The sequence below is a fragment of the Pseudomonas sp. AC239 genome (assembly GCF_979258545.1).
In genome coordinates this window covers 2,502,243-2,523,754 of record NZ_OZ409864.1, presented here as the reverse complement: position 1 = coordinate 2,523,754, position 21,512 = coordinate 2,502,243, and the positions used below count along the sequence as shown (strand labels likewise).

At 58.6% G+C, this 21,512-nt stretch carries 14 protein-coding genes; 1 reads left to right on the top strand and 13 read right to left on the bottom strand.

The features are described from left to right. Positions 1–52: 52 nt before the first annotated feature. The 10 genes from ACZ0AZ_RS11545 to ACZ0AZ_RS11500 all read right to left on the bottom strand — a co-directional run bounded on the left by ACZ0AZ_RS11545 (position 53) and on the right by ACZ0AZ_RS11500 (position 11,625). The gene (locus ACZ0AZ_RS11545) at positions 53–1,240 is read right to left on the bottom strand and encodes an ATP phosphoribosyltransferase regulatory subunit (RefSeq protein ID WP_129998183.1); all 1,188 of its coding nucleotides are present in this window, start codon (positions 1,238–1,240) and stop codon (positions 53–55) included. Positions 1,241–1,553: 313 nt separating this feature from the next. Further along, positions 1,554–2,423 (bottom strand): protease modulator HflC, encoded by an 870-nt coding sequence (gene hflC / locus ACZ0AZ_RS11540; RefSeq protein WP_039756857.1) that lies wholly within the window; start codon positions 2,421–2,423, stop codon positions 1,554–1,556. Next, positions 2,423–3,589: an FtsH protease activity modulator HflK gene (gene hflK / locus ACZ0AZ_RS11535; protein ID WP_150741663.1), complete on the bottom strand. Its 1,167-nt coding sequence runs from the start codon at positions 3,587–3,589 to the stop codon at positions 2,423–2,425. Before hflK ends, hflC begins: the two co-directional genes overlap by 1 nt. Positions 3,590–3,685: 96 nt before the next feature. After that, positions 3,686–4,987: a ribosome rescue GTPase HflX gene (hflX, locus tag ACZ0AZ_RS11530; protein WP_129998184.1), complete on the bottom strand. Its 1,302-nt coding sequence runs from the start codon at positions 4,985–4,987 to the stop codon at positions 3,686–3,688. A gap of 12 nt (positions 4,988–4,999) precedes the next feature. Then, complete coding sequence (gene hfq / locus ACZ0AZ_RS11525) at positions 5,000–5,266, bottom strand: RNA chaperone Hfq (protein WP_016771947.1); 267 nt, start codon at positions 5,264–5,266, stop codon at positions 5,000–5,002. Between the two features lie 95 nt (positions 5,267–5,361). Further along, a complete protein-coding gene (miaA, locus tag ACZ0AZ_RS11520; protein WP_463537402.1) occupies positions 5,362–6,333 on the bottom strand; it encodes a tRNA (adenosine(37)-N6)-dimethylallyltransferase MiaA in 972 nt (323 codons plus the stop codon). Then, positions 6,333–8,240 carry a DNA mismatch repair endonuclease MutL gene (gene mutL / locus ACZ0AZ_RS11515; protein WP_090280761.1) on the bottom strand — a complete coding sequence of 636 codons (1,908 nt, stop codon included), beginning with the start codon at positions 8,238–8,240 and terminating at the stop codon, positions 6,333–6,335. Before mutL ends, miaA begins: the two co-directional genes overlap by 1 nt. Next, entirely contained in the window at positions 8,237–9,616 is a 1,380-nt protein-coding gene (locus ACZ0AZ_RS11510; RefSeq protein ID WP_394505899.1) for an N-acetylmuramoyl-L-alanine amidase, read from the bottom strand. Before ACZ0AZ_RS11510 ends, mutL begins: the two co-directional genes overlap by 4 nt. A gap of 51 nt (positions 9,617–9,667) precedes the next feature. After that, complete coding sequence (tsaE, locus tag ACZ0AZ_RS11505; protein ID WP_039756844.1) at positions 9,668–10,138, bottom strand: tRNA (adenosine(37)-N6)-threonylcarbamoyltransferase complex ATPase subunit type 1 TsaE; 471 nt, start codon at positions 10,136–10,138, stop codon at positions 9,668–9,670. After that, entirely contained in the window at positions 10,126–11,625 is a 1,500-nt protein-coding gene (locus ACZ0AZ_RS11500; RefSeq protein WP_463537401.1) for an NAD(P)H-hydrate dehydratase, read from the bottom strand. Before ACZ0AZ_RS11500 ends, tsaE begins: the two co-directional genes overlap by 13 nt. A gap of 63 nt (positions 11,626–11,688) precedes the next feature. On the opposite strand from ACZ0AZ_RS11500, the gene queG reads away from it, so the two are divergent. Next, positions 11,689–12,762 (top strand): tRNA epoxyqueuosine(34) reductase QueG, encoded by a 1,074-nt coding sequence (queG, locus tag ACZ0AZ_RS11495; RefSeq protein ID WP_129998188.1) that lies wholly within the window; start codon positions 11,689–11,691, stop codon positions 12,760–12,762. Positions 12,763–12,787: 25 nt separating this feature from the next. Here queG and ACZ0AZ_RS11490 read toward each other — a convergent pair whose 3' ends face one another. The 3 genes from ACZ0AZ_RS11490 to ACZ0AZ_RS11480 form a co-directional block, all read right to left on the bottom strand. Then, positions 12,788–17,563 carry an RHS repeat domain-containing protein gene (locus ACZ0AZ_RS11490; protein ID WP_463570876.1) on the bottom strand — a complete coding sequence of 1,592 codons (4,776 nt, stop codon included), beginning with the start codon at positions 17,561–17,563 and terminating at the stop codon, positions 12,788–12,790. 80 nt (positions 17,564–17,643) lie between these two features. After that, on the bottom strand, positions 17,644–18,630 hold the full coding sequence (locus tag ACZ0AZ_RS11485) for a hypothetical protein (RefSeq protein WP_129998190.1): 987 nt from the start codon (positions 18,628–18,630) through the stop codon (positions 17,644–17,646). 338 nt (positions 18,631–18,968) lie between these two features. Next, a complete protein-coding gene (locus tag ACZ0AZ_RS11480; protein ID WP_463570878.1) occupies positions 18,969–21,494 on the bottom strand; it encodes a leucine-rich repeat domain-containing protein in 2,526 nt (841 codons plus the stop codon). Positions 21,495–21,512: the final 18 nt, after the last annotated feature.

The window sequence follows — 21,512 nt, the reverse complement described above, 5'->3', positions numbered from 1 at the left end:
CACTTGTCCTCATTCGCGCAAACTTGGTGCCGGCGAAGGCCGGCAGGAAAACTCAAGAAGCCAGTGGCGATACTTGCCAAAGCCCGTTCTGCTGAATCAATTGCCGGTCGCAGTCCGCATCACGGGCGGCGGCCAAAGGTTGTCCAGGCAAGGCCTGAACGACACGCTGACCCTCACTGCGCAACTGGCAAACCTGCTGCCAGAGTGCCGCATCCGTACTGTCAGGCATCCAGATACCGCCAGACGGTAGCTCGATCTCAGCACGCCCCAGGGTCACCAGGGTTTTCAAATCGGTAGAGAAACCAGTCGCCGGACGGGCGCGACCGAAGTCGGCACCGATGTCATCGTAACGACCGCCCTGAGCGATGGACTGGCCAACGCCCGGCACGAACACCGCGAACACCACACCGGTGTGGTAGTGGTAGCCGCGCAACTCGCCGAGGTCGAAATACAGCGGCAGCTGCGGGAAGCGCACGGAAAGACGCTCGGCAATCGCCAGCAGATCTTCCAGCGCCGCCAGCACCGGCGCCGGCGCATGGGCCAGACGCTCGCGGGCAGCGCTCAACACTTCACGGCCGCCGCACAGATCAACCAGTGCGCGCAGCATGCCGGACAGATCGGCCGGCAGGCCTTCGGTCAGGGTAATCACTTCATCGATGGCCTTGCGCTGCAGGGCATCGAACAACTGTTGCTCGACTTCACCGGACAGACCGGCGGCGCGCGCCAGACCACGGTAGATGCCGACATGGCCGAGGTCCATGTGCACGTCCGGCACATCGGCCAGTTGCAGCATGGCCAGCATCAGGCTGATGACTTCGACGTCGCTGCTCGGGCTGGCGTCGCCGTACAGTTCGGCGCCAAGCTGGATCGGGCTGCGCGAAGATGACAATGCACGCGGTTGGGCGTGCAGGACGCTGCCGGCATAGCACAGACGGCTCGGACCTTCGCGACGCAGGGTGTGCGCATCGATTCGCGCGACCTGCGGCGTGATGTCGGCACGGAAACCCATCTGCCGGCCCGATTGCGGGTCGATGACCTTGAAGGTACGCAGATCCAGGTCCTGGCCCGCGCCGGTCAGCAGGGATTCCAGGTACTCGATATGGGGAGTCACGACAAACTCGTAACCCCAGCTCTGGAACAGATCCAACACCTGACGACGCGCGACTTCAATGCGCGCCGCCTCCGGTGGCAGTACTTCTTCGATGCCATCTGGCAGCAGCCAGCGGTCTACCGTTGCCATTACGCCATTCCCCTTTGATCCGGGCGGCCAGCACGAGGGCGAGCCTTGAGTGAAGCAGAAAATGACCGGGGCGTTCAAAACGCACGCGCATGAACGACGCAGCGAAAGGCCTGTTACCGGCTTCGCCCATCACTTTCCTCGAAAAACGCTCGGGCTGTTCAAACCCGATGCCTGCAACTAAAACAGCAATCAAACGTGCAGACGCAAAAAAGCCGGGAATTTCCCGGCTGCCGCATCATACACACGTTTTCCGAAAGGATCACCCCGCCCGAGGTTTTAGCCGCCGGGCGGAATGATTCAGGTCAACGCCGTATCAAGGCTTGGCTTTTTCCAGATAACGGAAGAAGTCGCTGCTTGGGTCGAGGACCATGACGTCGGACTTGTTCGCGAAGCTTTCGCGGTAGGCACGCAGGCTACGGTAGAAACCGTAGAACTCCTGATCCTGACCGTAGGCCTTGGAGTAGATCGCAGCAGCCTGGGCGTCACCGTCACCGCGAACCTCTTCGGATTCACGATAGGCTTCAGCCAGCAACACGCGGCGTTGACGATCGGCGTCGGCACGGATGCCTTCGGCCAACTCGTTACCCTTGGCGCGGTGCTCGCGAGCTTCACGCTCACGTTCGGTGCTCATACGCTCGAACACACTGCGGTTCACTTCTTTCGGCAGATCGATCGCCTTGACCCGGACATCGACCACTTCGATACCCAGCTCTTTTTCCGCCATCTTGTTCAGCGATGCAGTGATGTCAGCCATCAACGCATCACGCTCACCCGACACCACTTCGTGCAGGGTGCGCTTGCCGAACTGGTCACGCAGACCGGATTCCAGACGACGGGACAGACGTTCATCAGCGATCTGCTTCAGACCCGAAGTCGCGGTGTAGAAGCGCTCGGCATCTTTCACCCGCCACTTGGCGTAGGCATCGACCATCACGGCTTTCTTTTCCAGGGTCAGGAAGCGCTGCGTCGGTGCATCCAGCGTCAACAGACGCGCGTCGAATTTGCGCACCTGGTTGACGTACGGCACTTTCACATGCAGGCCCGGCTGGACATCGGCCTGAACCACACGACCGAATTGCAGCAGCACCGCGCGCTCGGTCTGAGCGACGATGTAGAAGCAATTCCAGCCCACCAGTACCACGACGACGCCAACGATCAGGGCGATCAGCGATTTATTGCTCATCAGCGGGTCTCCCTTGTACGCGTCTGCGGCACGTCGGTGACATGCGGCATGACGTCCGTGTTGTTGCTGGCGGCCGAACCGGTCACCGGTGCATTACCCGAACTGTTCTGGATCATTTTGTCCAACGGCAGGTAGAGCAGATTGCTCTGGCCGTTCTTGTTGCCGGTCACGAGTACCTTGCTGGTATTGCTGAAGACTTCCTGCATGGTGTCCAGGTACAGACGCTCGCGGGTGACTTCAGGTGCCTTGCGATACTCGGCGACCAGCTTGGTGAAGCGATCGGCCTCACCCTTGGCGCGCGAGATGGTCTCGTCGCGGTAACCATTGGCATCTTCGATGATGCGCTGGGCCTGACCACGGGCTTCCGGCACCACGCCGTTGGCATAGGTCTCGGCCTGGTTGCGCGAACGCTGCTCGTCTTCACGGGCGCGGATCACGTCATCGAAGGCTTCCTGTACTTCACGCGGTGCCGCTGCGCTCTGTACGTTGACCTGGGTGACGGTGATACCGGTGCGATAGGTATCGAGGAAACGTTGCAGACGCTCCTTGATTTCGCTGGCCATCAATTCACGACCTTCGGTCAGCACCTGGTCCATGGCGGTGGAACCGACCACGTGACGCAGTGCACTTTCGGTCGCGTGCTGCAGACTGATTTCGGGCTGATCGACGTTCAGCACGAAGTCCTGCAGGTTGCTGATCTTGTACTGCACGGTCAGCGGCACTTCGACGATGTTCTCGTCTTCAGTCAGCATCTGGCCCTGCTTGGTGTACGCACGCTCACGCGTCACGTTCTCCATGTACTTCTTGTCGATCGGCGGGAAATAGATGTTCAGGCCCGGGCCGACAGTCTCGTAGTACTTGCCGAAGCGCAGCACCACGGCTTGCTCCTGCTCGTCCACCACGTAGACGGCGCTGTACAGCCAGACAGCCGCCAGCACGACCAGGCCGATGCCGAGCAGACCGCCGAAGCCGCCACTGCTGCGCCCCGACCCGCCGCCGTCATCACCGCGTTTCTTACCACCACCGAACAACCCGTTCAGGCTTTCCTGCAGCTTTCGGAAGGCCTCGTCGAGATCCGGTGGCCCCTTGCGGTCGCCGTTATTGCGGCGCTTGCCACCCCAGGGATCCTGATTATTCGAGTTGCCACCCGGCTCATTCCAAGCCATAGCGCTCTCCATCTGATAAAGCAAAGACGCACCCACGGCGCGCCGACCAATGCTACAGAATGCCTGCCGTTGCGGCACAACCGCTTTGTCAGGCTTTTATTGCAAAGTGTGTTGCTCGATGAATTCCATCGGCTGCAATCCTTCGCGGCTTACCAATCGATTCAGCTCGATCCGGGGCAAACGAACGGTCAGCAGGCTGACACCTTCTTCATCGTATTCTTCTTTCTGCACCGCCCCGAGCTCGAAGAACTGCGCACGCAGTCGAGCGAATCGTTGCGGCAAGCGCAAGGTGCCGACGAACAGATCACTGCCGAGCAACTCGGCGATGGCCTGCTCAAGCAGTTCCAGACCGCTGCCATCACGCGCCGAGAGCCAGACCCGTTGCGGCTTGCCATCGGCATCGCGCTGGATCTGCGGCTCGACACCTTCGAGCAAATCGAGTTTGTTATAGACCTCGAGGATCGGCAAGTCCTGGGCACCAATCTCGCCCAGCACCACCATCACCTGCTCGATCTGCAACATGCGATCCGGTTCGGCTGCATCGATCACGTGCAACAGCAGGTCGGAATTGCTCGACTCTTCGAGCGTAGACCGAAATGCCTCGACCAGCTTGTGCGGCAGGTGACGAATGAAGCCCACGGTGTCGGCCAGGACAATCGGACCGAGGTCGTCAAGCTCCAGGCGGCGCAGGGTCGGGTCGAGTGTGGCGAACAGTTGGTCGGCCGCATACACGTCGGATTTCGTCACGTTGTTGAAGAGTGTCGATTTGCCGGCGTTGGTGTAACCCACCAGCGAAACGGTAGGAATGTCCGCACGGGATCGGCCACGGCGCGACTGCTCACGCTGACTGCGTACCTTCTCCAGCCGCCCCTTGATCTGGCGCAGGCGAACCCGCAGCAGGCGGCGGTCGGTTTCCAGCTGGGTTTCACCCGGGCCGCGCATACCGATACCGCCACCCTGACGCTCAAGGTGAGTCCAACCGCGAACCAGCCGCGTGCTCATGTGGTCAAGCTGGGCCAGTTCGACCTGCAGCTTGCCCTCATGGGTACGTGCGCGTTGAGCGAAGATATCGAGAATCAGCCCTGTGCGATCGATCACGCGACACTCGAAAACACGTTCGAGGTTGCGTTCCTGACTGGGCGTGAGGATGTGATTGAAAATCACCAGATCGGCTTCTTCAGCCTTGACCAGGTCGCGCAGCTCCTCGACCTTGCCGCTGCCGATCAGATATTTGGCGGTTGGCCGATGACGCGGCACGTTAAAAAACGCGACGGTCTCGGCGCCAGCCGAATTTGCCAACTCCTGAAACTCCTGCGGATCTTCGCGCGCCTCAGGGTCCTGTCCATCCAAGTGAACGAGGATGACTCGTTCACCACCACCGTGGCGCTCAAAGAACAAAGGAGACTCCTATCAGGCGTTACCCGGCGCTGCATCGGCATCGCCCTGTTCGTTTTCGGTTGCGCTAGGCAGACGAATTGGACGAACCGGCACGACGGTCGAGATAGCGTGTTTGTAGACCATCTGGCTGACGGTGTTTTTCAGCAGGATCACGAACTGGTCGAACGACTCGATCGTCCCTTGCAGCTTGATACCGTTGACCAGGTAGATGGAAACCCCGACTTTCTCTTTACGTAAAGTGTTCAGGTAAGGGTCTTGTAGCGAATGCCCTTTTGACATGTGCCGCACTCCTTTAAGGATTCAATAATAAAAACAGGTAAATTCAGATGGCTTCGGCCGTCACACCCCCAAGGATAGACGGCAATTGCAAGGACTCAGCTCAATATGGAGATGGTCCCGAGGTATTTCAAGGCGCGTGGCAGATTGTCGCAATCAAGACTGTCCAGCCAGTGCAAATCGTCCCAGCTGCGCAGCCAGGTAAACTGGCGCTTGGCCAATTGGCGCGTGGCGATGATGCCCCGCTCCTGCATCTGGGCCAATGTCAGCTTGCCGTCCAGGTAATCCCAGACTTGGCGGTAGCCTACCGCACGTATAGACGGCAACCCCGAATGCAGGTCACTTCTTTTACGCAGGGCTACGACCTCGTCGATGAACCCCTGTTCCAACATATTTGTGAATCTTTGTTCAATTCGCTGGTGCAGAACCTGACGATTCGCCGGAGCAATGGCCAGGTTCGCGACAGTATAGGGCAATTGTTGACGTCCCGAAGCGGCTGCTTCAGTACTTTGCGCAGATTGTTGCTCGCGCAGGGCGGTCATGCTCTGCCCGCTGACTCGATAGACTTCCAGTGCCCGACTCAAGCGTTGCGGATCATTGGGATGAATGCGCGCCGCCGACACCGGATCGATTTGCGCCAGTTGATCGTGCAGGGCTTGCCAGCCGAGACGTGCAGCTTCGTCCTCGATCTGCGCGCGCACCTCGGGATCGGCTGCCGGCATGTCCGCCAGCCCTTCAACCAAAGCCTTGTAATAGAGCATGGTGCCGCCGACCAGCAGCGGGATCTTTCCCCGCGCAGTGATTTCGGCCATGGACTGCAACGCGTCGCGACGGAAATCGGCAGCGGAATACGCTTCAGCGGGGTCGAGGATGTCGATCAGCCGGTGCGGGTATTGCGCCAGCAACTCTTTCGAAGGCTTGGCCGTGCCGATGTCCATGCCGCGGTAGACCAGCGCCGAATCGACACTGATCAATTCGCACGGCAGCACTTTGGTCAGCTCGATGGCCAGATCGGTCTTGCCCGCAGCGGTCGGGCCCATCAGGAAAATCGCTGGAGGAAGCTGGCTCATCAACGACCGCGCAGGAACAGTTTGTCCAGATCGTCCAGACCCAATTGGGTCCAGGTCGGTCGGCCATGGTTGCATTGACCGCTGCGTTCGGTGTTTTCCATATCACGCAGCAGGCCGTTCATTTCCGGCAGGGCCAGACGCCGGTTGGCGCGGATCGCGCCGTGGCAGGCCATGGTGCCGAGCAGTTCGTTGAGGTGCGCCTGGATACGGTCGCTAGTGCCGTACTCCATCAAATCCGAAAGCACGTCGCCGACCAGTCGATTGGCTTCGGCCTGCTTGAGCAATGCGGGAATCTGCCGGATCGCCAGGGTTTCCGGCCCCAGGCGCTGCAATTCAAAACCAAGGCGCTGAAACCAAGCGGCGTGTTCTTCAGCACAATCGGCCTCGCGCTGACTCACGGCCAGCGACTCCGGCACCAGCAACGGCTGGCCACTTAGACCTTCGCTGGCCATGGCGATTTTCAGGCGCTCGTACATGATCCGCTCGTGGGCGGCATGCATGTCCACCAGCACCAGACCATGGGCGTTCTCGGACAAAATATAGATGCCCTTGAGCTGCGCCAGTGCATAGCCGAGCGGCGGGATATCTTCCTGACCGGTTGGCAGCGCGCTGGCATTGGCTTCAGGCAGCGGCGCGAAAAACTCTTTGTAAGCGGCTTGAGCCTCGGCAGCGGGCAGCGCCGATTGCGGACGCGGCGTGTATTGATACTGATAAGCGCCGCCAGCGCTGGCCCCGGATGACGTGTTGAACGCCGGTTGCGCCTGCGGCTGCTCCAGCAGCGCATTGGCGGCCAGACGCATCTCGCCCTGTGGGCCGAATTCGCCCGCCTCGATGCCGCTCGGCCGAACGATCGCCGTGGTGACCGAGCCGGCCAGTTGATCTTCCGGACGCACATCGCCCAGCGCACGGTGCAGCGTGCCATACAGGAAATCGTGGACCATGCGCCCGTCACGGAAACGCACTTCGTGTTTGGTCGGGTGCACGTTGACGTCGACCGCCGCCGGGTCGACCTCGAAAAAAAGTGCGAAGGTCGGGTGCCGACCGTTGAACAGCACGTCGCGATAAGCCTGACGCACGGCGTGGGCAACCAGCTTGTCGCGTACCGCGCGGCCGTTGACGAAGAAATACTGCAAATCCGCCTGACTGCGGTTGAACGTCGGCAAACCGACCCAGCCCCACAGGTGCAGACCGTTGCGTTCGATCTCGATCGGCAGTGCCTGCTCAAGGAACCCCGAGCCGCAGATCGCCGCCACACGCCGGGCGCGGGCCGCATCATCATGGGCCTCGTGCAGGCTGAGGATGGTTTTGCCGTTATGACGCAGATGGAAGGCCACGTCGAAACGCGCCAGCGCCAGACGCTTGATCACCTCTTGCAGGTGATCGAATTCGGTTTTTTCGGTCTTGAGGAATTTGCGCCGCGCCGGGGTGTTGAAAAACAGGTCACGGACTTCCACCGATGTACCGACCGGGTGCGCAGCCGGTTGCACGCGAGGTGCCATGTCGCGACCCTCGGTTTCGACCTGCCAGGCCTGATCGGCGTCGCGGGTGCGCGAGGTCAGCGTCAGACGGGCCACCGAGCTGATCGACGCCAGCGCCTCGCCGCGAAAACCCAGGCTCATGACCTGCTCGAGGTCTTCGAGGTTGCGAATCTTGCTGGTGGCGTGACGAGCCAGCGCCAGCGGCAGGTCGTCGGCGGAAATGCCGTTACCGTCGTCACGCACCCGCAGCAACTTGACGCCGCCCTGCTCGACATCGACGTCGATACGCTTGGCGCCGGAATCGAGGCTGTTTTCCAGCAACTCCTTGATGACCGAGGCCGGGCGCTCAACCACCTCACCGGCGGCAATCTGGTTCGCCAGCCGTGGACTGAGCAGTTCGATGCGGGCGCTGTTCAACACCTGATTCATTCTTTCGACGCCAGTTCAGTGCCGGGAATGGTCAGGTGCTGACCGACTTTGAGCTCATCGGTCTTCAGGTTGTTCGCCGCGCGCAACGTGGCCGGCGACACTTGATAACGCACACCAATCATCGCCAGCGTCTCGCCCGGACCGACACGGTGGTCGCGCGGGCCTTGGGCAATCTTGCCGGAATCACGCAGCCAGGCGATATAAGTGCCCGGGGGCGGGTTCTGCTGGAAAAACTGGCGCACGCCGCTGCTGATTGAGCGGGCCAGCGCTTGCTGATGGCTCGACGCAGAGAGTTTGTTGGCTTCGTTGGCGTTCGAGATAAAGCCTGTTTCGACCAGAATCGACGGGATGTCCGGCGACTTCAACACCATGAACCCGGCCTGTTCCACGCGCTGTTTGTGCAGCGGCGTGACGCGGCCGATGTTGGTCAGAACCTTCTGGCCGACATTGAGACTAGAGGTCAGCGAGGCGGTCATCGACAGGTCGAGCAACACGCCGGCGAGCATGCGGTCCTTGTCGTCGAGGCTGACGTTGCCGGCGCCGCCGATCAGGTCGGAACGGTTTTCACTGTCGGCCAGCCAACGGGCGGTCTCGGAAGTAGCGCCACGATCGGATAGGGCGAACACCGAAGCACCGAAAGCGGCTGCGGAGGGCGCGGCGTCGGCGTGGATCGAAACGAACAGGTCGGCGCCCTTCTTGCGGGCGATTTCGGTACGCCCGCGCAATGGAATGAAGTAGTCGCCGGTACGGGTCAGTTCGGCGCGGAAGCCTTTCATGCCGTTGACCTGACGCTGCAACTCGCGGGCGATCTGTAGCACCACGTCTTTCTCACGCTGGCCGCGCGAGCCGGACGCACCCGGGTCTTCACCACCATGGCCGGCGTCGATCACCACAATGATGTCGCGCTTGCCGGCCGGGGCTGGCGGCAGTTTGATCGCCGGTTCAGTCGGGGTCACCGGCACTGCCGGCACGGTCGCCACCGATGGTGTCGGGGCCGGCGGCGGCGCGGCATCGGCCGGGTTGTCGAACAGGTCGACCACCAGCCGGTTGCCGTACTGCGCGTTCGGCGCCAGCGAGAAGCTTTTCGGGGTGACGGCTTTCTTCAGGTCGATGACCACCCGCAGATCGGTCGGCGTACGCTGGGCCGAACGCATCGCGGTGATCGGCGTATTTGCGGTTTGCACATTCAAGGGCGCACCGAGGGTGGCGCCGTTGATGTCGATGACCAGCCGATCCGGCGCAGTCAGCGTGAATACGCTGTGCTGTACCGGGCCGCTCAAGTCGAAGACCAGTCGCGTGTTGTCCGGCGCCCGCCACAGGCGCACGCTGTTGACCTTTGAATCGGCCACAGCGTTGACGGTTACTGCCATCAACATCAGTCCAGCGGCAGCCACCAACGCGCGAAAGCGCATACCAAACCCCATCATTTAATTGGATTCCAATGCCAAAGCGGCACACCAGGCCTCGCCACGCGAGCCCTGGGACAAAATTTTCAGCGAACGCCCGCTGTCTTGCGGGCTAATGGTAATGGTCAGGTCAGGCTTTGGCAAAAAGCCTGCACCTTTATCGGGCCATTCGATCAGGCACAGGGCATCGTCTTCGAAGTAGTCGCGGATGCCGAGAAACTCCAGCTCCTCCGGATCGACCAGGCGATACAAATCGAAGTGGAAGGCGCGGATGTCACCGATCTCGTAGGGCTCGACCAAAGTGAAGGTCGGACTTTTTACCGCACCGACATGCCCCAGACCGCGAATGATGCCCCGCGACAGGGTGGTTTTGCCCATGCCCAGATTGCCTTCGAGAAATATCAGGCCGCGGCCCTGGGTAATGCGGGCGATTCGTGCGCCAAAGTCGCTCATCGCCTGTTCATCGGCCAGGTACAGGGTTACTTCAGACACGGTGCATGCTCCTCCAACAACTGACGAATGGCTGGAATCAGATCACTGGCCGCCAGCCCACGGCCGAATTTGCCTTGCTGCATACCCGCGTTGGCGTGCAGCCAGACGGCCAGGCATGCCGCATCGAACGCGCCCATGCCTTGGGCCAGCAATGCGCCGGTGAGACCGGCCAGCACATCACCCAACCCGCCCGTGGCCATCGCCGGATGGCCCTGATGACAGAGGGCCAGACGCCCGTCTGGATGGGCGATCAGACTGCCGGCACCTTTCAGAACCACTACAGCTGAATACTTTTTGCTCAACGCCAGAGCAGCGGCCGGGCGATCGGCCTGCACCTCAGTGGTGCTGACGCCAAGCAAGCGCGCCGCTTCACCCGGATGCGGAGTGATCACGCAATCCTTGGGCAACTGGACAAAATCGCTGGCCAGCAGGTTCAACGCGTCAGCGTCCCACACCTGCGGCAATGGTGCATTGGCGGCAGCCGACAGCAGGGCACGGCCCCAACTGGCCTGACCGAGGCCCGGCCCGACCACCAATACCGAAACCTTTTCCAGCAGCCCCATCAGTTGATTGGCTGACGAGGTGCCGAGCGCCATCGCCTCCGGCACCCGAGTCAGCGCCGCCGGCACATGCTCTGGGCGAGTCGCCAGCGAAACCATGCCCGCGCCGCCGCGCAAGGCCATTTCCGTGCTGAGCAGAATCGCTCCGCCGAACCCGTGATCGCTGCCGATCAGCAACACATGACCAAAGCGCCCCTTGTGCGAGGTCGGCGCACGCGGCGCAAGTGCTGGGAGATTAGCGGCGCTCAGGCGTTGAGCGCAGACGGGAATGTCACTGAAAATTTCGTCGGTGGCTTGTAAGTCGTTGAAGACCAGTTCGCCGATTTGATCCGCCGCGTCGCCAGTCAACAGCCCGATCTTCATAGCAATGAATGTCACCGTTAGATCGGCGTGGACCGCGACGCCCAGTTCACGTCCGGTATCGGCACATAGCCCTGACGGAATATCGACCGCCGCTACCGGCAAACCGCAGGCGTTGATCGCCTTGATCGCCGATGCATACGGCTCGCGCACTTCGCCGCTCAGACCTGTGCCGAGCAAGGCATCGAGGACGACACCGCGCAGCTCGCTCTGCGCCTGCCAGCCTTGCACCACAACACCGTCAGCTACGGATTCGGCATGGGCCAGTGCGGCATCACCCTGCAAACGCTGCGGATCGCCGACGGCGAGAACGCGCACCGTCCAACCGGCCCGCAGCGCCAGCCCGGCCACCAGATAACCGTCGCCAGCGTTGTTGCCGTGCCCGGCGAGCACCGTCAGTTCGTTCGCTGCCGGCCACTTGCGCACCAGTGCGCGCCACGTCGCGCGGGCGGCGCGCTGCATCAATTCGAAGCCCGGCGTGCCGGCGGCGATCAGCCGCGCGTCGAGTTCGCGCACCTGCGCGGCACGGTACAGCGCGTCGGGTAATTCATCTTTCGTCTGCGGCATGCGTCTTCGGGCTCCGATGTCTGGCAGAATTATACGCACCTCAGCTCCGGTTTCTCTCGCCTCATGTCCGCCATCACCACAGACCTGCCCGCCCTCGCCCAATCGATCAAGGATTGGGGCCGCGAGCTGGGCTTCCAGCAAGTCGGCATCAGCGGTCTGAACCTGGCCGAACACGAGCAGCATCTGCAACGCTGGCTCGACGCCGGCTATCACGGCGATATGGACTACATGGGCGCCCATGGCAGCAAACGCTCGCACCCCGACGAGCTGGTGCCGGGCACGTTGCGCGTGGTTTCCCTGCGCATGGACTACTTGCCGGGCGATACCGAAATGGCCAAACGCCTGGCTGAACCGGAAAAGGCTTACGTGTCGCGTTATGCCTTGGGCCGCGATTACCACAAATTGATCCGTAAACGTGTTCAACAATTGGCCGACAGGATCCAGGCAGAGATCGGCCCGTTCGGTTTTCGTGCCTTTGTCGACAGTGCGCCAGTGCTGGAAAAAGCCATCGCCGAGCAAGCCGGGCTGGGCTGGATCGGCAAAAACACCCTTGTACTGAATCGCAAGGCCGGCAGTTATTTCTTCCTCAGTGAGTTGTTCGTCGACCTGCCGTTGCCGGTGGATGAACCGCATAGCAGCGAACATTGCGGCCGTTGCACTGCGTGTCTGGATATCTGCCCGACCAACGCCTTCGTCGGCCCCTATGTGCTGGACGCGCGCCGTTGCATTTCCTACCTGACCATCGAACTGAAGACCGCCATCCCCGAAGAACTGCGCCCGCTGATCGGCAATCGGGTGTTCGGCTGCGATGACTGCCAGATCGTCTGCCCGTGGAACCGCTTCGCCAAAGCCTCCGGGGAAGGTGACTTCAAGCCTCGGCACAATCTCGATAATGCCGAACTGGCCGAACTGTTCATGTGGGATGAAGAGAAGTTTCTAAGCAGCACTGAAGGCTCGCCGTTGCGGCGCGCCGGCTATGAGCGCTGGTTGCGCAATCTCGCGGTGGGGCTGGGCAATGCGCCTTCAACGATCCCCGTGCTGGAAGCGTTGAAGGCGCGACGGGACTATCCGTCAGAGTTGGTTAAAGAACACGTGGAGTGGGCGCTTGAACAGCACTCCAGACCTTCACACCCATAACGGGCAGGCGAAGTATTCACAGTGCTCATGTGCGCGTTGTAACCATATTTTTCGCCGATCTCATTATTGCGTTGGTCTGCCCGTTGTCCCAATGGCCGCCCGCCTGCAGGACTTTGCAAACTCTCTGTTTACTGTCCTCTAGAAGATAAATACGCTCCCCACGTCCTTTCGTGGCTACGAAAAAAACATGCGTTACTTTTCTTCCATCACCGGCTGCGCCGAATTCCTCGTAAAACATCCTGGCTTTCCTGGCTGCCTGGAGGGGGGACATATCGCTTTCCACGTACCCGAAGAATTGGTCGGCCGTAGTCTTATGAGTGGCATAGACGTAATCTTCTGTATCGGGCCGGATTAATTGCCAAGGTCTCTCCGTGACTTCCTCCACGGGCGCCTGGGCTTTTTTGGCCGCAGCCCTGGCGCCTTTTCCACCCTTTTTAATATGTCGCGCCGCTTTGGCTGCGTCCTTGGCACCGGGACTGAGGCCTTTGCTAAAAGCTGAAGCCATCTTCCTGCCCGCATTCACAGCAGCTTTTGCACCCGCCGCCAAACCTGCACCGAGCGAAGCCAGCCCGAGACCAAAACTGATCCAGCCCAATATCTCGCCCGCCTGAGAACCCGGTGCCAGTTCATTGACCACCTCGCTGGCAATACCCGCCAAACCGGAAGCTACCGCCAGCCCCAGTGCTGCCACTGCCAATGGAGTCGCCGCGCCCATCGTCACCACGCTGGCAACGATCCCGAGAATACTGAGGCCGATGCCGAGGATCGATTGCCAGGAGACATGCCCGGTAGGGTCAACCCGATTGACAGGGTCGCCCAGGCAATAACTGTAGGCATTCAATCCGCCCGCACCGAAGGGACTCATGCTATCGGGGGCAAGAAAACGCATCAGTGTCGGGCTATAGGCCCGGTAACCGTTGCCCAGCAGATACAGCCCGGTAACCGGATCAAGCTGCTCGCCGTTGAACCCCGCCAGGCTGAACAATCCGCCTTCGGCAGGACGGTGCCCATAAGGACTGTAGGCGCAATCGGTGAGGTGCTCCTCCTTACCCAGTGTTGCCAGCACGCTTTGCTGTTGATCGGTGCCAAACAACTGCGCGCTGGCATTCAAACCGAGTTGCCGCTGTCCCACAAGCGCGCCACCGTGACGCACGACACTGGATGAATTTTCACCACTCACCTCATTGGCGACCCGGCCTGCGTGGTAGTAACGCTGCACAGTCGCCTTATCGGGTTGCGACAGTTCAACCAGATCGTCGAAACCGTCGTAATGGTAACCACGGATCACTGATCCCCCTGCGTCGGACAATTGCTCAAGACGTCCGAACGCGTCATAGGCCAGCGTTCGCGCCTGGTCGTCCTTGATCATCCTGCCGTTCGCGTCGTATTCCAGTGTCACTGTCGGTGGATAGTCGACATGGGAATGCTTGACTGCACTGAGCTGTACAGGATCGGGGTTGTCATAACTGAACGTGGTCAGATTCACGCCCAGCGGGAACTTCGTCTGCACCGTAAGAATGTTGTCCAGCGCATCGAAGGTGAAGGTCTGCTGGACGATTTCCTTGCCATACGGATCGCGGGGCTTCTGGGTGCCGGAACAGTCGTACTGGATCAGCCGCCCGCGCACATCGTAGGTGAATTGCTCATCACGCAAAATCTGCGTGCCGCGCCTGGAGACTTTCTGCGCCAGTCTGCCGGCAAGCGTGTAAGTCGATTGCAGCGTCTGGTCAGGCTGGCCCTGAATCTCGAATGTACGCCGGGTTTCACGACCGATATCGTCATAGACGAACCGGGTGATCATATGACGCTTGATCGACGTGTCTTCGGTTTTCGTCCACTCAAGCATTCCCGTCTGGGCGTCGTAGTGGAACTCGGTTTTCAGCGACCCTTGCGAGGCGGATAGAAGGCGGCCGAACTCATCGTATTCAGATCTGTTGTCGGTACCGAGCACATCAACGTGGGTGATCGGTCGCCCCTGGAGGGACCAGGTACTGGACGTTGCTTTCGTGACAGCGCCGAAGGTCGTCGTTTCAGATTTCAGGCGCCCGGAAGGGTGATAGGCAAAGCTGCGTGTCCTGCCGCTTTCGGTACAGGTCAAGGGATTGCCACTGACGGGGTCGTAAGTCAGTTTCGTGACCTGTTCTCCTGCCTTGCGCTCAGTCAGTAAACCGCCCAGATCGCGCAAATAAGTGAACTCGGTTTTTTTGCCATCAGCACTCTTGTGCCACTGTGGCTGAGTGAAGCCTGCTTCATAACCAGCCTCAGACTTTCGTCCGCCCACGGTACTTTGGATCAAACGACCCAAACCGTCATAAGTCTGCTGGCCCAACACTTTGTCACCGACCTTGATGTCGATCGCAAGCCCTTCATCACTATGCTCCGCGTAGTCGGTTACGACCTTACTGCCGTCGGGCATAACACTGCGGATCATCCGGTCGAAAACGTCGTACTCATATTTCCTGGTATTGCCGACAGGATCTGTCTGGCTGGTCGTGCGTCCGTAACCGTCATAGGTGTAAACGGTTTTGCCGAGACTCTTGTTCTTCAGATTGAAGCTCTCGACACTCAGCGGCTTGCCGAAGTCATTGACGAGGGTAATTGTCTTGCCCATCCCCTGGAGCCAGTTGGTTTGCTGGCGCAGGACCGGGTCCACCTCGCTGTGTTCGATACGCCCATCGGCATGCAGGGTTTTGCTGACCTGGCCCCACGAGTCGAATTCGTAGCGGGTGCTGACCGGATAAGGCTTGCCATCACGCCAATCGGTCAGCGTCACGTTCACCTTGTGACCGACCGAATCATACAGGGCAGAATAAAGTGTGCGAGCCTGGATGAGACCGTCCTTGTCGGGATGGTCGCAGTCCTTTTCCTGAACGGTGATGATCCGCTCCAGGCCGTCATAGCTCACTCTTTGCTCTCCCCCGCCCGGATCCGTGGTCACCATTGTTGCCGGTTGCTGTCTGTTGGCGGCCAGATAGGCCCAACGGGTAGCAGCCGCATAAGGGGTGCCCGAAGCGACCGTTTTGCACACTGCCCGGCCGATCGCATCGTATTCATGCTCGATACGCTCGCCATCGACACCTGTTTCCGACACCAGTAATCCAGTCAGCGTCGAAAGCACTTTCTCACTGGTCTGCACCGTCCCGTCAAATCCGCGGGTGCTGGTCTTGACCCGCAATCCGTCACCCTCAAGTTCATAGGTGAATTCGGTAGAGGTTTTTTTTTCATTCAGGATGAAACTTTGCTCTTTCGTAGCCCCGTGCTTGAGCGGGTCCTTGGGCAGGTCCAGATAACTGCGTTGGGTTTTCGAACGCAGTAGCTCAACACCTTCCACAACTTCGAAAAAACGCTCAGTGACCGGTAACACGGATCCCAGCTCCGCCCCCTCCAGCGCGGTGTGCAGCGCATAGTCATAGTAGGTGACAGTCGAAGTACCATCCGACGCGGCCGCAGTAACCGTCCTCTTACTCGGGAACCTGGAGAAACCCAGCGGATCCTCCGGGCAATTGTCTCCACCACTTGCCGGATAGAATTCGGTCGAAGTCGTGATCCCGTTTGGCTCGACCTGCTTGACCAGGTTGCCCTCGTGATCGAACTCGGTGACCGTAGTTTCCAGCCGTTTTTGCTGGGTGCGCCGATCAAGGTACGTCACCGAATGCACCTTCGGCATGCGGAACTGAGCCACTTGGTCACTGAATGGCTTGGTGACGGAGCAGTGATACTCGGTGATGGCTTCGATCTGCGCGTCGCCACAGGTGGTCGTCTCTGCGACCAGAAGATGAAACTTGTTGTAGGTGCGTTTGATGCGCGTGTGAACCTTACCTTTTACCACCCACTTCTCATCCGAGGTGTACACGTAGTAGCCGGGCGCCTGGTAGAGAGGATCACCGTCACTGTCTCTGGCCGGCGATAGCCCTTGGCCGAGAAAGTTATGATCGGAGTACTCGTACGTCTTGCAGAGCTTGGGCTGGCCGCGCCCCGGGTAAATATCATGAGCGATGACAAACGGCAGTGTCCGCTCAACGCCACTTACGAAACGATGACCCTGGCGCTTGTAGCGAATGATTTCTACGCCGCGCAATGGATTGACGACGCGGTGTAAATAGCTGGCCCCATCTATGACTTCATATTCCAGATCCCAACCTCTACCGACCGGTAGCTCGATCGCCGTGACCCGAGCGTTTTTCAACACCATTTTGTAGTCGGAACTGGAAGCAGTGTCGGGATGCCGCGTCAATACCACTTGGCCTGCCTTGCGTGTGACCCTCAACAGGCAGCGCTTGGTATCGTTGATTTCAGCCAACCTGGGAAACCCATTGAACAACTCATGCTTCAGCGCAACGCTGACACCGTTCGCCGCAATTATTTTTTCTGCTACAGCGAAATGACTGCCAGCCAGGACTTTCAGCAACTCACGCCGGCCATCCTTGTAACGAACTTCATAGCGCCCTGCCCCGGTCACCAACACCTTTGCCGTCTGCAGTTTCATTTCCTTGAACTTCAAACCGGTAGACGTCTCGACAGCCTTGTAGCGTTCACCGTTGGACAAAGTCATGACTTTGCTATGCAAGTCGTAATTTGTAAGGGTCAACGACCAGCCAATGCCGAAGCCGACATCTGTCTGGTTGAGCGGATTGAAAGCCACTGAAAACGCAAGTTCAGGACCATTGAGATCCGCCGAGCGCAGCTTTCCCAACGAAAAGGCGCAGGTGTACATACCCGTGCGGGGATCAACGCCTCCGGAAACAAACTCACCGAAGTTGAAAGCGTTTGAATGGACAGCGGAGGATGAATTACTTTCCATAGAAAAAAGCTCCTTTTTCCAGATAGATATTAAAACGGTCAAGTCGGCCAGCGAAGCGCCGCTGGCCTCAAAAAATCAAATCAGGAAAATTGCTTCGTTGACCGTTTCGATTCACCCAGAATGAAAGTCCGCTGCACTTTGTCACCCTCAATAGCAAGCCAGTGCTCCGTACCGAACTCATCAATAACTGCGAGTTCGAACGCGCCTTCGTTCTCCGGTTTTTCTTCTGTCTGTAGAGTAGTGCGTTGCACGAGAGTCAACACGCCGGGAACATCGTTGATCCGGAAATTAACATAACCGTGAGGAGTATGGATCGAAGCAGTTTGTCCATAGATCGGCGCCAGATAACCGTAAAAGCTCCTGCCGCCGCCACTGTAGTGGTTAATTGTTCCTGACGAATACACCATTACCGCATCATCAGCGTCATATGGATTAAGCGCTACATCGTTGCTGTACCAGTCCAACAAGTTTACCTGCCGACCGTCAGCCTGGAGCCCGATATGGAAAGTTTGAATCCGCTCCTCGTATACCAGCTCCCTGAACGCACCGAACTTATAAAGAGAAAAGCTGTTCCGGTTATATTTTTTCGGCGGAACTGCTTCCAGCGTAACACTGCTATCGAAACCAATTCCATTGCTACGCAGTACCACGCCGTCCATTACAATCTCGGCGGCCACTTCCATGATTCCAGGCCTGGAAGCCGAAACCCAGAATTGAAAAATCTGTACCGGATCAGAGACGTTGCTTACCCGGTTGTCCGTGACGCGCGGGACTTCAGTCAGCCGAGTTGCACCACCCGTCATTTCGTGAGCGTAACGATTTTCCTGCACCGTTACACTCCAGTCACCCTCCAGAGGACGCGCACCGTGATAGGCGATCAGGCGCAGCGACTGCAGGGCAGGGTGTCCATGCAGTGATGCGCCGTCCCCATTGTTATCGATCCCGTGCAGAAGCACCAACACACGCACCTGCATACGACCGTTGGCATAGAGCACTTTGTGCTGGCCAGAGTTTGTGGAGTCGAGCTTAACCTCGATGCGGGATATACCAACTTGTTCATCAATCATTTTACGATACCTTGCTGTTTGACAGATTTTGCCCTTTAAGGACTCAGCAAAGTATTGAGGCTCAACTTGAATTAAAACAGTCGAAACCTTCGACAAATTGTGAGAAGGTAATAATTCAACATCTCTGTCACCCACTCACACAAATGTTCACAAATGGAAAAACCCAGCGCCACGATAAGAAATAAACACAACATCGTTTCTGCCCCTTTGATTCCAGCACTCCAGAAACTTTCTCCCCTCCTGATCTCGAATCCATAGAATCAGAAGGGGACGTCATGAGCGCTTACTCTTGTCTGTATATGTTATAAAAACCAAGGATCCGTTACTTCCACCAACACTCAGCCACTGTCTGACCCTGTCGAGACCCCGCTTTCAGAGGACTCACTATCGGAGTCAAAAACAGGAACTTCCTCCTGCGTCTGTATTTCCATCTTGCGGTCCATACTGGAATTCTCGAGAAAGTGATTGATTCGTTGCCGCGATGCGTCACTCAGGGGGTTATTCAACAAACCAACGAACAGGTTCTGTGTATCCGGAATCTCGAACAACTCGAATCCCACGTCGGAAATATGATTATCATGCAAGGCCACGACACCCAGTTTTCTGAGCGCATCCATGCCTGAAGGAAGGCTGGACAGATTTGCGTTGCTCAGCATCAATCCGGTTAAACCAGCCATGTGGCCTACATGCGGAGCAACTGTCAGAGGGTTGTTTGCCAGATTCAACCGGGTAAGCGTTTCGATTCTGGACAACCCTTCAGCGGTGGCTTCGGAAAGACTAAGGGAGCACCCGTCCAGGGTAAGCTCGCTTAACTGGCGCATTTGAAATATTCCTGACGGAAATTCCTCGATTTGAATGCCAAATATTCCCAAAGACTGGATATTGGGAAAGCTGTCAAGAAACGCACCTATCCGTGCGCCCGGTTCATTTGCGGTCAATAGCAACTCTGTTACGTACTCAAACCGGCCGGACAACCTTGGTAACTCTCCCGAAAAATCGACATAGTAGGAAAACTGATCGTCTCCCTCCCCCCATCTGGAATCCGACTTGCGCTGCCAGATATCCTGCAACTTAGCGCTGAACCGCTCTCGAGCCTGGCGTTGCACGGCGGGTGGCGGCGCGTTTTCGGGTACCGCGGTCCGCGAATGAAGTACCGCCCCATCGGCGCTCCATATCGTCAGCTCATTACGCAATGTCGCGAACTCTTTTTCCAGACGGGTCAGTATTGCCGATGGGTCACTCTGCAAGCGCTCGGTGACAAACGACGTCACCTGCTCATCCGAAAGCTGCGGATAAAGTGCTTTTACACGCTCCGCAGCGGACTTTGTCGATTGCCGATTATTGTCGCCACCGCCCAGCAGCTGCCCCGCTTGCCCGTGCAGTGCAGCGCTGGAGATGAAGTCAACTGGCAATGGCTCCTCCCCTAACAACTTGCTCACGCTTTGGCGCGACGGCAACGGCTGTGCACGTATCAGCCGTTGTAGAGCCACGCCACCGCCCTGCGCCACATCGAGCAATCGGCGTTGCCCGGGCTGCAACAGACGCCAGACTGCCGAATACAGATCCATCGGTCCTTCGGGTGTCGGTATGTTGCTGCCGCGGATCACATAGCCTTCCAACTGACGCGTCAGTGTGTAATGCACCTGCGACCTTGCATCACCGGTGGCACTCAAGGGGTTGCCGTCCGACATATCCTGATGAATTTCGATACGAACCTCTTGCGGCCACTTCTCGAGCCGCCCGATCATCAGCAACGCCAACAGATCACTGTCCAGACTGGATGCCGAATCCAGATATATTCCTTCGCAGGCCCTGGCAACACGCACTTCGCGCAGCGCCATCAGGGTCTTTTCTGCCATGTGCCTTGGCATCCCGGGCCGCAGACGCAAATGCAGATGGTCGGCGGCACTCGCCTCTCGCCACAATGCCTGAGCGATTGTCTTGGGCAGGTAAGGAAAAATCCGACGCATCTGCAATGTGTTTTCATCGCAGTCGAGTTCAAACGCCCGCTCACTCCGCTCGAAGAGCAAAGCTCCGAGCCTTTTGCCATCGTGCTCGACCAGCTCGCCTTCCCCTGACGACAGCAAAGCCTGCCATTGTGGGTCCGCCTGCCAGCGTACGGACGGATCGGGATTGTGCATTTGGGTGATGAATCGCTGGATGTCCGAATCGAGGTTAAAGCGCCTGAGCGTATCCGTCATCAACGCCATAGCGACGGGGTGAATGGGCGATTCGTGTATGAGCATTGCGCCCACACCGCTCGTTGCAAGAGCACGTTTGATAGTGAGCGAGGAGAAATCATCCACCGAATGGCCTGATCGCAGAAACAGTTCCGCTATCTGGCTGTGTTCCGAATAGGTGCTTGAAGAACGATTGTGCCAATCGCCATTTTCCAGAGGATGCCAGAACCGGCCCTCGCTATCCGGCCTCAACAGCGGACCGGAAGGATGCAGCTCACTGGCATGAGTGACACGAAACAGGCCGCTCTCGGCATCCCGAATCACTTGAACGAGACGGCCATCGGCGACGGCCACATACTGGCGCTGTTTGAAAAACATGATTTCCTGCGCACCGGCTTCGCCGAGACTTTTTGGTGTGGGTATCCAATAATTCTCCAGCGAGTTTTTTGCCGGGCTCCTTGCGAACTGGTCAATTGCAGAAAATATAGGACTCGTGCTCACGCTGATGACGGGCGTCATTGCCGTCGAATCTGGCGAAAAGGACGACAGTTCCTGACCGTGTGCGTCAGGCAGATGCGCTACCGATGAAGGCGAGGACGACAGCGGGCGGGGGCGTTCCACTCCAGGATCGAATGGTTTGGTTGGGGCAGATACAGATTTGCTTTTTGGCGGTTTGCCAGTCATGAATGCTCATCCTTGAGG

Bases quoted from the DNA above. Each gene is read 5' to 3' on its own strand.
- hflC (WP_039756857.1), bottom strand. From the start codon at position 2,423: ATGAGCAATAAATCGCTGATCGCCCTGATCGTTGGCGTCGTCGTGGTA.
- ACZ0AZ_RS11500 (WP_463537401.1), bottom strand. From the start codon at position 11,625: ATGCCGCAGACGAAAGATGAATTACCCGACGCGCTGTACCGTGCCGCG.
- ACZ0AZ_RS11490 (WP_463570876.1), bottom strand. From the start codon at position 17,563: ATGGAAAGTAATTCATCCTCCGCTGTCCATTCAAACGCTTTCAACTTC.
- ACZ0AZ_RS11480 (WP_463570878.1), bottom strand. From the start codon at position 21,494: ATGACTGGCAAACCGCCAAAAAGCAAATCTGTATCTGCCCCAACCAAA.
- ACZ0AZ_RS11510 (WP_394505899.1), bottom strand. From the start codon at position 9,616: ATGTTGATGGCAGTAACCGTCAACGCTGTGGCCGATTCAAAGGTCAAC.
- miaA (WP_463537402.1), bottom strand. From the start codon at position 6,333: ATGAGCCAGCTTCCTCCAGCGATTTTCCTGATGGGCCCGACCGCTGCG.
- hfq (WP_016771947.1), bottom strand. From the start codon at position 5,266: ATGTCAAAAGGGCATTCGCTACAAGACCCTTACCTGAACACTTTACGT.
- queG (WP_129998188.1), top strand. From the start codon at position 11,689: ATGTCCGCCATCACCACAGACCTGCCCGCCCTCGCCCAATCGATCAAG.
- mutL (WP_090280761.1), bottom strand. From the start codon at position 8,240: ATGAATCAGGTGTTGAACAGCGCCCGCATCGAACTGCTCAGTCCACGG.
- hflK (WP_150741663.1), bottom strand. From the start codon at position 3,589: ATGGCTTGGAATGAGCCGGGTGGCAACTCGAATAATCAGGATCCCTGG.
- ACZ0AZ_RS11545 (WP_129998183.1), bottom strand. From the start codon at position 1,240: ATGGCAACGGTAGACCGCTGGCTGCTGCCAGATGGCATCGAAGAAGTA.
- ACZ0AZ_RS11485 (WP_129998190.1), bottom strand. From the start codon at position 18,630: ATGATTGATGAACAAGTTGGTATATCCCGCATCGAGGTTAAGCTCGAC.